Origin of the sequence: Pseudomonas putida, from assembly GCF_025905425.1 — a bacterium.
Taxonomy (GTDB): Bacteria; Pseudomonadota; Gammaproteobacteria; order Pseudomonadales; family Pseudomonadaceae; genus Aquipseudomonas; species Aquipseudomonas putida_AF.
Genome location: NZ_CP109603.1, coordinates 5,632,146 through 5,645,122, shown reverse-complemented (window position 1 = coordinate 5,645,122; position 12,977 = coordinate 5,632,146). Strand labels below are relative to the sequence as shown.

At 62.7% G+C, this 12,977-nt stretch carries 10 protein-coding genes; 5 read left to right on the top strand and 5 right to left on the bottom strand.

What is annotated here, in order from left to right; all coding sequences use genetic code 11:
* Positions 1-2 precede the first annotated feature (2 nt).
* Both OGV19_RS25505 and pilM read right to left on the bottom strand, forming a co-directional pair.
* On the bottom strand, positions 3-539 hold the full coding sequence (locus OGV19_RS25505; protein ID WP_264311195.1) for a PilN domain-containing protein: 537 nt from the start codon (positions 537-539) through the stop codon (positions 3-5).
* Positions 536-1,399: a type IV pilus biogenesis protein PilM gene (gene pilM / locus OGV19_RS25500; protein WP_264311194.1), complete on the bottom strand. Its 864-nt coding sequence runs from the start codon at positions 1,397-1,399 to the stop codon at positions 536-538. Before pilM ends, OGV19_RS25505 begins: the two co-directional genes overlap by 4 nt.
* 181 nt (positions 1,400-1,580) lie before the next feature.
* Between pilM and OGV19_RS25495 the strand changes: the two genes are divergently transcribed.
* Positions 1,581-4,031: a penicillin-binding protein 1A gene (locus OGV19_RS25495; protein ID WP_413470149.1), complete on the top strand. Its 2,451-nt coding sequence runs from the start codon at positions 1,581-1,583 to the stop codon at positions 4,029-4,031.
* 206 nt (positions 4,032-4,237) lie between these two features.
* Positions 4,238-5,457, top strand: a protein-coding gene (locus OGV19_RS25490; RefSeq protein ID WP_264311055.1) for an IS3 family transposase whose coding sequence is annotated in 2 segments (ribosomal slippage) — positions 4,238-4,586 and positions 4,586-5,457 — 1,221 coding nt in all. Because the reading frame shifts where the segments join, the coding sequence is not laid out codon by codon here.
* Positions 5,458-5,520: 63 nt separating this feature from the next.
* Here OGV19_RS25490 and OGV19_RS25485 read toward each other — a convergent pair.
* The 3 genes from OGV19_RS25485 to rpmE form a co-directional block, all read right to left on the bottom strand.
* The gene (locus OGV19_RS25485; protein ID WP_264311192.1) at positions 5,521-6,789 is read right to left on the bottom strand and encodes a malic enzyme-like NAD(P)-binding protein; all 1,269 of its coding nucleotides are present in this window, start codon (positions 6,787-6,789) and stop codon (positions 5,521-5,523) included.
* Between the two features lie 178 nt (positions 6,790-6,967).
* Positions 6,968-7,789: a thermonuclease family protein gene (locus OGV19_RS25480; RefSeq protein WP_264311191.1), complete on the bottom strand. Its 822-nt coding sequence runs from the start codon at positions 7,787-7,789 to the stop codon at positions 6,968-6,970.
* 2 nt (positions 7,790-7,791) lie between these two features.
* Complete coding sequence (gene rpmE, locus OGV19_RS25475; protein ID WP_264311190.1) at positions 7,792-8,007, bottom strand: 50S ribosomal protein L31; 216 nt, start codon at positions 8,005-8,007, stop codon at positions 7,792-7,794.
* A 168-nt stretch (positions 8,008-8,175) separates the two neighbouring features.
* Between rpmE and OGV19_RS25470 the strand changes: the two genes are divergently transcribed.
* The 3 genes from OGV19_RS25470 to OGV19_RS25460 all read left to right on the top strand — a co-directional run bounded on the left by OGV19_RS25470 (position 8,176) and on the right by OGV19_RS25460 (position 12,954).
* A complete protein-coding gene (locus tag OGV19_RS25470; RefSeq protein ID WP_264311189.1) occupies positions 8,176-10,395 on the top strand; it encodes a primosomal protein N' in 2,220 nt (739 codons plus the stop codon).
* A gap of 113 nt (positions 10,396-10,508) precedes the next feature.
* Positions 10,509-12,245, top strand: coding sequence for an arginine--tRNA ligase (argS, locus tag OGV19_RS25465; protein WP_264311188.1), 1,737 nt, complete (start codon positions 10,509-10,511; stop codon positions 12,243-12,245).
* A gap of 1 nt (position 12,246) precedes the next feature.
* Entirely contained in the window at positions 12,247-12,954 is a 708-nt protein-coding gene (locus OGV19_RS25460; protein ID WP_264311187.1) for an SPOR domain-containing protein, read from the top strand.
* Positions 12,955-12,977 lie beyond the last annotated feature (23 nt).

The window sequence follows — 12,977 nt, the reverse complement described above, 5'->3', positions numbered from 1 at the left end:
ACTCACGACCAGAACACCGACACGTGCGCGGTCAGGACGAACTGATCGCCCGTGGGCATGCCCTTCACGTGCTTGAGCTCCAGGCCTTGCAGCACAGCGGATCGTTCCAGGTCGCGCATGAACTGGGCGACCACGGCGCCGGACACGGCCAGGCCTGTCACTTGCAAGCGGCCGTCCGCAAGTTTCAGCTCTGTGAGCTGCAGGCCTGCGGGCAACGCGGCTTCCAGATCTTCGAACAAGGCAGGAAGTACCCCTTGATCGGCACGCAGGCGGGCCAACACCACAGCCTGTTGCTGCGCGGCATCGTGGGCCGCACGCACACCGGCGTGCTGCTCCAATCGCTGGTCGAACAGCGCAAGGTCGGACTGGCGGCTGACATTACTCAAGGCTTGCTGCTGCGCGCGCTGGCGCGCCAGTTGGTCGATCAACATCACGCAACAAAGCGCCAGCACTGCACTGCCCAACAACATCCATTGGAAGCGCCGAAGCATCGACCGGCGCTGCCGCTCACGCCACGGCAATAGGTTCAGGCGCATCATGGACGCAGGCCTCCGAGCGACAAGGCGCATGCCAGGAGCATCCCACCTTCACCAGGCTCCAGCCCAGCCACAACAGGCAGCCGCCGACAGGGCAGTTGCATCTGTGCGCTCAACCCTTCAAGCCAACCCGGCTCGATCACCGAGCTGCTGGCGACCAGCAAGCAATCAAGCTGAGTTTCGTCGGACAAAAGTGTTTGCAGTTGGCCAGGCATTTGCTCGAAGTGCAGCTCGCGGCGCTGCACGGGCACGCCCTGTCGCCAGCAATGCAGCGTCGCGCCTTGCGCCTCCAGGCGCAGCAATGCCCGAACCGCAGGGTTGCTCTGCGGCAACATGCGCTGCAAGGCGATACTGTCGACCTCCATCGCCTCCAGGTGCAGCCCGGCGGCAGCAATCAGGGCTTCGACGGGCTCCAGTGAACGCTCGCGACAGGCCGCCACCATGACCTCCAGGCAGCCGGCCTGAGCCTCGGAAGGGCCAAGCACCTGAAAGTCCAAGGCCAAGTCCTCAAGCGGAAAAGGAAACAGCCGATCGGCCTCGGCCAACAGCTGCGCCTCCATGTCGGCTTCACGCTGGCCTGCCGGTAATTGGCATGACTTGCAGATCACTTGATTCGCCGGCAGCGCTACCGCGACACGCCGCTGCCGGCTGCCACTGCGCCTGTAGGCACGCCGCAAGGCAGCCACCACGCGCGCCGGGTCACTTGCCCAGTCGCTGCCCGTGTACGGTTCATACGGCTCGTGCACCCATGCCGCCACCTTGCAGCGCCCATTGCGTCGTTGCAGCTGCACAATCCGAACCGAGTCAGGGGCGATTTCCACCCCCATCAATGAACCGGCATCCATGCCCAAACGTCCAAGCATCGCTGTTCCCTTGCTGTATGCCGCAAACCCGCGTCAACCCTAGGTCTCAGCGGCCGAACGGATCGACGGGCCACCTGGCCGGTCACCCGGCAAGGCGAAAAAATGCTTATAATGCCCAGCGTTTTTGGTCCGCCGGACCCGTACGCAATTCACTTATCAACCTGGACGCCCAAAAGCCTTGATACGTCTGCTGAAGTTCTTCTGGTGGTCTTCCGTCGCAGTCATTAGCGCGCTCGTACTCGGTGTGAGCGGTGCGTTTCTGTATCTTAGCCCTAGCCTGCCCTCGGTCGAGTCCCTCAGAAGCATCCAGTTGCAGATCCCCCTCAGGGTGTACAGCAGCGACGGCAAGCTGATTGCCGAGTTCGGCGAGATGCGCCGCTCGCCGATCCGCTTCGCGGAAATTCCCCCACAATTTATCCAGGCGCTTCTGTCAGCCGAGGACGACAATTTCCTCAATCACTACGGCGTCGACCCGAGCAGCCTGATGCGCGCCGCGACCCAGTTGGTGAAAACCGGCCATATCCAGACGGGCGGCAGCACCATCACCATGCAGGTGGCGAAGAACTTCTTCCTCACCAGCGAACGCAGCTTCTCGCGCAAGACCAACGAGATTCTCCTGGCCCTGCAGATCGAACGTGAGCTGACCAAGGACGAAATCCTCGAGCTGTACGTGAACAAGATCTACCTGGGCAACCGGGCGTACGGCATCGATGCTGCCGCACAGGTCTACTACGGCAAGTCGATCCGCGATGTGAGCCTGGCACAGATGGCGATGATCGCCGGCCTGCCCAAGGCCCCCTCGCGCTTCAACCCGCTGGCCAACCCGGTGCGCGCAAAAGAGCGCCGCGACTGGATTCTTGGCCGCATGTACAAGCTCGGCAAGATTGACCAGGCCAGCTACCAGACCGCCCTGGCCGAGCCACTCAACGCCAGCTACCACGTGCCGACACCCGAGGTGAACGCCCCGTATGTCGCCGAGATGGCCCGTGCCGAGATGGTCGGCCGATATGGCAGCGACGCCTACACCGAAGGTTTCCGCGTCACCACTACCGTACCGAGCGACATGCAGGAAATGGCCAACAAGGCCATTCTCACCGGCCTCTCCGACTACGATGAGCGCCACGGCTACCGCGGCCCCGAGTCGCGCTTCCCGGGCAAGACCGACGCCGCCTGGCTGCTGGAGCTGGGCAAGCAGCGCACCCTGGGCGGCCTTGAGCCGGCCATCGTTACCCAGGTCGACAAGAGCGGGCTCAGGGTGCTGACCCGTGGCGGCCAGGAAGAAACCGTCGCCTGGGACACCATGAAGTGGGCGCGCCCGTTCCTTAATAGCAACTCCCAGGGCCGCGCACCGCAAAGCCCGGCAGATGTTGCGCAAGTCGGCGACCTGGTACGCCTGCAACGCCTGGAGGACGGCAAGCTCAAGTTCAGCCAGGTGCCGGGGGCACAGAGCGCGCTGGTCACCCTTGACCCGTACAACGGCGCTATCCGCGCCCTGGTCGGCGGCTTCTCGTTCGAACAAAGCAACTACAACCGCGCCATGCAGGCCAAGCGTCAACCGGGGTCGAGCTTCAAGCCTTTCATCTATAGCGCGGCACTGGACAGCGGCTACACCGCCGCCAGCCTGGTCAACGATGCGCCGATCGTGTTCGTCGACGAGTACCTGGACAAGGTCTGGCGACCGAAGAACGACACCAACACCTTCCTCGGCCCGATCCGCATGCGCGAGGCGCTGTACAAGTCGCGCAACCTGGTATCGATCCGCCTGCTGCAGGCAATGGGCGTGGACCGCACCATCGACTACATCGCCAAGTTCGGCTTCAACAAGCAGGACCTGCCGCGCAACCTGTCGCTGGCACTGGGCACCGCGACCCTGACCCCGATGGAGATTGCCACCGGCTGGAGTACCTTCGCCAACGGCGGCTACAAGATCAGCCCGTACCTGATCGATCGCATCGACAGCCGCAACGGCGATACGCTGTTCACCGCCAACCCGGCCCGCGTGCCTCAAGTCGCCGAAGACCAGGCCGGCCTTGCCGCGCCTGAACAGCCGATCAGCATCGCCGCGATGCCAGGCGAGGCGCCGGCCGCCTTTGGCCAGATCACGCCGGCACCACAAGTGCCGGTTGTTGCTGAACAGATCATTGACGGGCGCACCTCCTACATCCTCACCAGCATGCTGCAGGACGTGATCAAACGGGGCACCGGCCGCCGTGCACTGGCCCTGGGCCGCACCGATCTGGCAGGCAAGACGGGTACCACCAACGAGTCCAAGGACGCCTGGTTCTCTGGCTACAACGCCGATTACGTGACCACGGTATGGGTCGGTTTCGACCAACCCGAAACCCTGGGCCGTCGCGAATACGGTGGCACAGCGGCACTGCCGATCTGGATGAGTTTCATGGGCGCCGCCCTCAAGGACAAACCTAACCACGTGCCCGCAGAACCGGAGGGCATCCTCAGCCTGCGGGTCGACCCGGTCAGCGGCCGTGCAGCCTCGCCGAGCACGCCCAACGCCTACTTCGAGCTGTTCAAGGCCGAAGACTCGCCACCGTCGGTGGATGAACTGGGCAACGGTGCGGCACCGGGGAGCCCGCTGCCAGCAGACGAAGCAGCGCCGATGGATCTGTTCTGACCGCAGGCCTCTTCGCGGGCAAGCCCGCTCCCACAGGGCCTGCACCAACCTGTGGGAGCGGGCTTGCCCGCGAAGAGGCTCTACATAGGCACAAAAAACACCGATAAACAAAAAGCCCCGACTCTCGCGAGCCGGGGCTTTTTTATACCGCTTGTCCCGTCCTGAATAAGGTTTACACCTCCCATCCCGAATTTCCGGAGAGTCAGATGGAGCAAGGTGTAAAGCGCACACAGCGGGATTACTCACTGTCTTTTAAATTGGCGGTGGTTGATCAGATTGAAAAAGGCGAACTGACCTACAAGCAGGCCCAGGTGCGGTATGGCATCCAGGGTCGGTCGACGGTTCTGGTATGGTTGCGTAAGCACGGTCGGCAGGATTGGAGCCAGGGGGCCTCGATCCGCGACGAGAGGAGCTGCGCGATGTCTGACCCCAAAACGCTTACTCCAGAGCAGCGGATCAAAGAGCTTGAGCAACAGCTTGAGCTGATGAGCCAGAAGGCCCAGTTTTTTGAAACGGTCGTTGATGTTCTGAAAAATGACTATGGTGTCTCGGTCGTAAAAAAGCGATCCGGCAAGTCCTCTCGCAAGGTCAAGTCGCAGGACTGAGCATTGCCAGGGCTTGTCAGTTTCTAGGCATCAGTCGACAGGCTTACTACAAGCGCAACCGAGCTGCTGATGGCAAAGAGCGCCAGGCAGATCGGGTGGTTGAGTTTGTTCAGCAAGTCCGGATGCGCCAGCCTCGTCTGGGTACACGCAAGCTGCACTATCTGCTGCATTGCCAACCGGACAAACGATTCCAAGTCGGCCGAGATAGGCTGTTCCAGGTCTTGGGAGAGCGCCGTCTGCTAGTGCTGCCTAAGCGGGCTTACCACAAGACAACACAAAGCTTTCATCGCTTCTACCGCCATCCCAACTTACTCAAGCCGGGCCCAAGCCAAGTCGTTCCGACAAGACCGGAGCACGTCTGGGTTGCCGATATTACTTACCTGCCCGCACGTAACGGCCCGCTATACCTGAGCCTGGTAACGGATGCGTACTCCAGGAAAATTGTTGGCCACCACGTCCATGAAAGCCTGCATGCCGAGTCAGTGGCGCAAGCCTTCAAGCAGGCATTACGAAAGCGACGTCGTCGCCAGCCATTAGTCCACCATTCGGATCGAGGCATCCAATATTGCTCGGCGCTGTACCAGTCACTGCACCAACGGCACGATGTTCAGTGCTCCATGACTGATGGGTATGACTGCTACCAGAACGCGCTGGCCGAGCGAATCAACGGAATCCTCAAGATGGAGCTGCTGTTGAGCAGCCCTGAAGATCTTGAGCAAGCGAGGCAGATGGTTGACGAGGCAGTGCAGATCTACAACACAGAACGGCCCCATATGGCCCTGAAAAATAAAACGCCCGATGCAGTGCATCGGGCGTTTTGAGGCCTGTCGGCCTACCTGAACAGGTGTAAACCTATTTCAGGACTAGACAGCTTACGACCAGAATCAGCCGTTGAACACTTCATCCACGCTGTTCAGCGGGTAGTGCTTCGGATACGGCAGGGTCGCTACGCCGGACTCGATGGCAGCCTTGGCGACGGCATCGGAAACGACGGTGATCAGGCGGGCATCCAGAGGCTTCGGAATGATGTACTCACGGCCGAATTCCAGACCCTCGACGCCGTAGGCTTCGCAGACTTCCTTAGGCACAGGCAGCTTGGCCAGGTCTTTCAGGGCGTTGGCGGCGGCGATCTTCATTTCTTCGTTGATGCGCTTGGCACGTACGTCCAGGGCACCACGGAAGATGAACGGGAAGCCCAGTACGTTGTTGACCTGGTTCGGGTAGTCGGAACGACCGGTGGCCATGATCACGTCGTTGCGGGTGGCGTGAGCCAGCTCTGGGGCGATTTCCGGATCGGGGTTCGAGCAGGCGAACACGATCGGGTTGGCCGCCATCGACTTCAGGCCTTCTGCGCTCAGCAGGTTCGGGCCGGACAGGCCAACGAACACGTCGGCACCGTTCAGGGCGTCAGCCAGGGTACGCTTGTCGGTCGCGTGGGCGAACTGCGCCTTGTACTGGTTCAGGTCGTCGCGGCCAGCGTGGATCACGCCGGTGCGGTCGATCATGTAGATGTTCTCGATCTTGGCACCCATGCTGACCAGCAGCTTCATGCACGAGATGGCGGCAGCGCCGGCACCCAGGCAGACGATCTTGGCGTCTTCCAGCTTCTTGCCGGCGATTTCCAGGGCGTTGATCATGCCGGCGGCGGTGACGATCGCGGTGCCGTGCTGGTCATCGTGGAAGACCGGGATGTCGCACTGCTCGATCAGGGTGCGCTCGATCTCGAAGCACTCTGGCGCCTTGATGTCTTCGAGGTTGATGCCACCGAAGGTGATCGAAATGCGGCGAACGGTGTCGATGAAGGCCTGTGGGCTTTCCGACTCGACTTCGATGTCGAACACGTCGATACCGGCAAAACGCTTGAACAGAACACCCTTGCCTTCCATCACCGGCTTCGAGGCCAGTGGGCCGAGGTCACCCAGACCGAGGATGGCGGTACCATCGGAGATCACCGCAACCAGGTTGCCTTTGCCGGTGTACTTGTAGGCCAGCTCTGGATCACGGCCAATTTCGCGCACGGGTTCGGCAACACCTGGGCTGTAAGCCAGGGCGAGGTCGCGGGCGGTGGCGGTGGGCTTGGAGAGCTCGACGCTCAGTTTCCCCGGACGAGGTTGAGCGTGGTATTCGAGAGCGGCGGTTTTCAGGTCTGACATGGTGGGCATTCCGCTATTTACTGTTCTGACGGACCGCCGAGGATACGCAAAGAGCCGGGGAGTCACAAGACTGGTCGGTCACTTGTGTCAAGGCCTTTAGCCTACGACTTTACGCTATAACCCACGGGGCATACGACTGACAGTGTGTACAATCTAATAGCGAAATGTCTACATCTTTTCAGCCTGAAATGCGCTCCAACATGCTCGGATCGGTCAATGGCAACACCCAGCGTCGCTGCCCAGGCTTCAGGCCACCCTTGCGGGAACGATCCAGCACCCAGCCACGCGCCTCGACCTGGCGTCCTTTGAGGTTATCGAAGAAGCTGGGCGGGAAGTTGCGTTGCAGACGAGCGGGAACCTGCAGCACGACAGTGGAATCCAGGGTCAGCCAGACGCCGCCGCGATTACGCTCGACACCCTGGATTCTGCCACCGATGACGGCAAACCCGGACTGCCTGACATCCTTCGCGCGCACCACTGGCGAACTGCGCCACAGGCCGGCACCCGCCTTGCGCGCCGCTTGCTCGGCCAATTGCTGGCAACTCGCCAGGCGCACATTGGGGGCAACGGCAACGCGGTAGCCAAGCCCCTCGCTGAGCAGCTGCGCTTCAAGATTGTTGCCATTGCGCCCGTAGATATGCGCCAGCGTACGGCCGTACTTGTCTTTGGCCTCAGCCCCCGTCACCAGCCCGACACGCCCGTCGCTGGCTTTGACCAATGCCTGCAAGCGGCGCTTGGCAGCTTCGGCATAGGGCTCGCTGGTGCGCCCCTTGCGCCCGATCTCCGGTGCATTGATGCCTATCATGCGCACACTGCGACCATCGGTCAGGCGCAGGGTATCGCCATCCACCACCTGCCGCACCGCCACCGCCTGCGGGTTGGCCGGCAACGGGCAAAACGCCAGGGCCGGGAAATGCCAGATCGCGCCCACAAAAAAAGCGCCCACAAGGGGCGCTTTTTTGTGCAACAGCGCGAAACCCGAAGGATTCGCCATGCGCATTATTACTTCTTGGCACCGAACATGCCGAAGCGATCGGCAAACTTCTGTACGCGACCACCGGTGTCCAGGACTTTTTGCTTACCGGTGTAGAACGGGTGGCACAGGTTGCAAACGTCGATCGACAGGGTGTTACCCAGGGTCGAACGGCTTTCAAACTTGTTGCCGCAGCTGCAGGTGACTGCAACTACTTCGTAGTTCGGATGAATATTTGCTTTCATGGTCACTTCCTCGAGCTGCGTGCCGCCACCCAACACCAATTGTTGAATACCGCACGTAATTAGGCGGCGAATAATACCAGAGCTCAGCCTCAGCGCAAGTTGTCGCTTGCACCGACTGTCGTCTGCTAGGCTCGCCAGTCTTTGAAACGCCCTTGCGAGACCTTCCGCGTGTCCGACGTCATCCTGCGCCTTGCCCTGCCCTCCCCGCTGCGTCGCCTGTTCGACTACAGGGCGCCGGCGAGCATGGCGCGCCAGCCCCTCACACCCGGCATGCGCATTCGCGTGCCCTTTGGGCGCCGCGAGATGATCGGGGTGCTGGTGGAGGTGTGCGACCAGAGCGAAGTGCCCGCCGACAAGCTCAAGCCGGCCACTGCGCTGCTGGACCCGGTGTCGCCACTGCCACCTGCACTGTTCAAGTTGTGCCTGTGGACCGCCCAGTACTACCAACACAGCCTGGGCGACACCCTGAACTGGGCGTTGCCGACCTTGCTGCGCCAGGGCGAACCGGCAGAGATGCGCCAGGAACGGTTCTGGCACGTGGCCGCCGATGCCCGCCACGACGACCCACGCATCGCCCGGGCCCCGCGTCAGCGCGAGGCCCTGAAGACCCTGGCGCAGCACCCACATGGCGTGGCACACAGCCTGCTGGGCAAGCTCAACCTGAACAAGGACAGCCTCGACCTGCTATTGGCCAAGGAACTGGTCACCGTCGAAGTGCGCCGCCACTTGCCGACGCAGCGCCACGAGCACTGGCTGGCGCAGCCAGAATTGCCCCTCAATGACGAGCAGCGCAACGCCTTCGATGCCGTCTGCGCGGGCTTCGGCAGTTTCAACGCGTACCTCCTGGCCGGGGTTACCGGCAGCGGCAAGACCGAGGTCTACCTGCAACTGATCCGCGAAACCCTGGAAGCCGGCAAGCAGGCACTGGTGCTGATCCCGGAAATCAACCTCGGCCCGCAGACCCTGGCGCGCTTCGAGCAGCGCTTCAACGCCCGGATCGCCTTGCTGCACTCAGCGGTTGGCGACCGTGAGCGGCTGGACGCCTGGCTGGCAGCCCGCGATGGCGAGGCCGACATCATCATCGGCACCCGCTCGGCGCTGTTCACACCGATGAAAAACCCCGGCCTGATCATCATCGACGAAGAGCACGACGGGTCTTATAAACAGCAGGAAGGCCTGCGTTACCACGCCCGCGACCTGGCCCTGGTCCGCGCCCACCAGGAGAACATCCCGATCCTGCTCGGCTCGGCCACGCCTTCGCTGGAGACCCTGCACAACGCCCAAACTGGCCGTTACAAGCTGCTGCGCATGAATCAGCGCGCCGGCGGCGCCCGCCCGCCGCGCATGCTGCGCCTGGATGTGAAAAGCCTGCCGCTGGACAGTGGCATCAGCGGCCCGCTGCAACAGGCCATCCGCCAGACCCTTGAAGCAGGCCAGCAAGTGCTGGTGTTCCTCAATCGCCGCGGCTTTGCCCCGACCTTGCTGTGCCACGATTGCGGCTGGTTGTCCGAATGCCCTCGCTGCGATGCGCGCATGACCGTGCACCAGCGTTCCGGCGTGCTGCGTTGCCACCACTGCGGCTATGACGAACGCCTGCCGCACCAGTGCCCGCAATGCAACCATGTCGACCTGCGCCCGGTGGGCGCAGGCACCGAGCGTGCCGAAGAGCGCCTGAAAGTGCTGTTTCCGGACTACCCGATTCTGCGCGTGGACCGCGACAGTACCGCGCGCAAAGACGCCATGCACAACCTGTTCGGCACCATCCAGCGTGGCCAGCCGAGCATCCTGGTGGGCACCCAGATGCTCGCCAAGGGGCACCACTTCCCACGCGTGACCCTGGTGGCCATCCTCGACGCCGACGGTGGGCTGTTCTCTGGTGATTTCCGCGCCAGCGAGCGCATGGCGCAATTGATCGTGCAAGTTGCCGGGCGCGCCGGACGCGCGGAAGAGCCCGGCAAGGTCATCATCCAGACCCATCTGGCCGACCATCCGTTGCTGGTCCAGCTGACTGAACAGGGCTATTTCGCCTTCGCCGAGCAAGCCCTGGACGAGCGCCGCGCGGCGGGCTTGCCGCCTTTTTCGCACCTGGCCCTGCTGCGCGCCGAAGCGCACAAACCGGGCCAGGCCGAGGGTTTCCTCGACGAAGCCTGCAGCGCGGCGGAGCGCCTGGTGGCCGAACAACGCCTGCCAGGCATTGAACTGCTGGGCCCCGTGCCAGCGCCCATGGAGCGCCGCGCGGGCCGCTTCCGCGCCCAGTTATTGATACAGGCCAACACCCGGGCACCTCTGCATCGACTGATCAGCGCCTGGTTGCTAGTGTTGGAGCAGATGCCGAGCGGCCGACAGGTTCGCTGGTCGCTGGATGTGGACCCGGTGGACCTTTACTGACATGCCGAACCTTGGCAAAGGTTGGCAACCTGCTCCCGGCAACGGATAATGCCCAGTTTTTCCACCTGCGCATCGAAGCGCTCCACCGCGCTTGCGGTCGAAAAGAGAACCCCATGAAAGACACCATTCGCCAGCTGATCCAGCAAGCCCTCACCCAACTCGTCACCGACGGTGTGCTGCCTGAAGGGCTGTCGCCGGCGATCCAGGTGGAAAACGCCCGGGACAAGACCTACGGCGATTTCGCCAGCAACATTGCGATGATGCTGGCCAAGCCGGCCGGCATGAAGCCACGCGACCTGGCAGAAAAGCTGATCGCCGCGCTGCCGGCCAGCGCCGACATCAGCAAGGTCGAGATCGCCGGCCCAGGCTTCCTCAACTTCTTCCAGAACACCAGCGCCCTGGCCAACCGCCTGGACGCCGCCCTGGCCGACGGCCACCTGGGTGTGCGCAAGGCGGGCGCCACCGAAAAGGTGGTGATCGACATGTCGGCACCGAACCTTGCCAAAGAGATGCACGTCGGCCACCTGCGCTCGACCATCATCGGTGACAGCGTTGCCCGTGTGCTGGAGTTCCTCGGTGACAACGTCATCCGCCAGAACCACGTAGGCGACTGGGGCACCCAGTTCGGCATGCTGATGGCCTACCTGCAGGAAAACCCGATCACCAGCGATGAGCTGTCGGACCTGGAGAACTTCTACCGGGCAGCGAAGAAACGCTTCGACGAGTCCGAAGAATTCGCCACCCGCGCCCGTGGCCTGGTGGTCAAACTGCAGGCTGGCGACCCTGAATGCCTGGCCCTGTGGACACGCTTCAAGGACATTTCCCTGTCCCACTGCCAAAAAACCTACGAGCTGCTCAACGTCAAACTGACCATGGCCGACGTCATGGGCGAAAGCGCCTACAACGACGACCTGGCCAAAGTGGTCGCCGACCTCAAGGCCAAGGGCCTGTTGGTCGAGGACCAAGGTGCGCAGTGCGTGTTCCTTGAAGAATTCAAGAACAGCGAAGGCGAACCGCTGCCGGTGATCGTGCAGAAGGCCGACGGTGGCTACCTGTACGCCACCACCGACCTGGCCGCAGTGCGCTACCGCAGCAATGTGCTCAAGGCCGACCGCGCCCTGTACTTTGTCGACCAGCGCCAGGCTCTGCACTTCAACCAGGTGTTCGAAGTGGCCCGCCGCGCCGGCTTCGTCGGCCACCCGATGCAGATGGAGCACATGGGCTTCGGCACCATGAACGGCGCCGATGGCCGCCCGTTCAAGACCCGTGACGGCGGCACCGTGAAGCTGATCGACCTGCTTACCGAGGCCAAGGAGCGTGCCTACGCCCTGGTCAAGGAAAAGAACCCGAGCTTGTCCGAAGACGAACTGCGCCACATCGGCGAAGTGGTCGGCATCGGCGCCGTGAAGTACGCCGACCTGTCCAAGCACCGTACCAGCGACTACAGCTTCAACTTCGAACTGATGCTCAACTTCGAAGGCAACACCGCCCCGTACCTGCTGTATGCCTACACCCGCGTAGCGGGCGTGTTCCGCAAGCTGGGCAAGGGCTTCGACGAAGTCGATGGCCAGATCGTGCTGCAGGCCGAGAAGGAACAGGACCTCGCTGCGCGCCTGGCGCAATTTGGCGAAGTGCTCAACAACGTGGCCGACAAGGGTACCCCGCACGTGCTGTGCAGCTACCTGTACGACCTGGCTGGGCTGTTCTCGAGCTTCTACGAGAACTGCCCGATCCTCGCCGCCGATACCCCGGAGCAGCAACAGAGCCGCCTGCGCCTGGCTGCACTGACCGGTCGCACCCTCAAGCAAGGTCTGGAACTGCTCGGCCTGGAAACCCTGGAGCGCATGTAAGTTGGCTGCCAAGAAAAAACCTGCTCCAAAACGCGGCGCAAGCCGCCAACAGGCGCCGGCCAAACAGCCGATTCCAGGCTGGGTATGGCTGGCGGTCGGGCTGACCGTGGGCGCCTTCATCGTCTTCTTGATGAAGCTGGAACCGGGTGGCGGCGACATCACGCGCACCAAGCCTGAGCAGCAGAAGCCGGAAAAGGTCGCCGAAGCCAGCAAGACCACCCCAACCACCCCGACCACCCCGCAGCAGCCGGTGAAGCCGAAGTACGACTTCTACACCCTGCTGCCGGAGTCCGAGGTCATCGTGCCGCCGGAAGCCGTGCCAGAGAAAACGCCGCCGGTCCCGGCCCAGCCGGTGACCCCGGTCACCCCGGCGGAAGCGGCGAAAATTGACACCGCGCGCGCCCAGGCCGCCTTGCTGGGCCAGACGCCACCACCGGCCCCGCCCGTGATCAAGCCCGCGGCGACCACCCAGTTCTTCCTGCAGGCTGGCTCGTTCCGCAAGCAGGCTGATGCCGACAAGGTCCGTGCGCAGATCATCCTGCTCGGCCAGTCGGTGAAGGTGGAGTCGGGGACGGTCAAGGACGAGACCTGGTACCGCGTACTGGTTGGCCCGTTCAGCAATCGCGAACAACTGACCGGGGCGCAGAAGCAGCTCGCCGGCGCTGGCTTCAGCAACCTGTTGCTGCAACAGCGCCAGACGCGCCAGTAAAGAAAAAGGCCTTGCCGCAATCT

Excerpts from the sequence above, each read along its gene's own strand:
- OGV19_RS25505 (WP_264311195.1), bottom strand. The coding sequence starts at position 539 with ATGATGCGCCTGAACCTATTGCCGTGGCGTGAGCGGCAGCGCCGGTCG.
- pilM (WP_264311194.1), bottom strand. The coding sequence starts at position 1,399 with ATGCTTGGACGTTTGGGCATGGATGCCGGTTCATTGATGGGGGTGGAA.
- OGV19_RS25485 (WP_264311192.1), bottom strand. The coding sequence starts at position 6,789 with ATGTCAGACCTGAAAACCGCCGCTCTCGAATACCACGCTCAACCTCGT.
- OGV19_RS25480 (WP_264311191.1), bottom strand. The coding sequence starts at position 7,789 with ATGCGCATGGCGAATCCTTCGGGTTTCGCGCTGTTGCACAAAAAAGCG.
- rpmE (WP_264311190.1), bottom strand. The coding sequence starts at position 8,007 with ATGAAAGCAAATATTCATCCGAACTACGAAGTAGTTGCAGTCACCTGC.
- argS (WP_264311188.1), top strand. The coding sequence starts at position 10,509 with ATGAAAGACACCATTCGCCAGCTGATCCAGCAAGCCCTCACCCAACTC.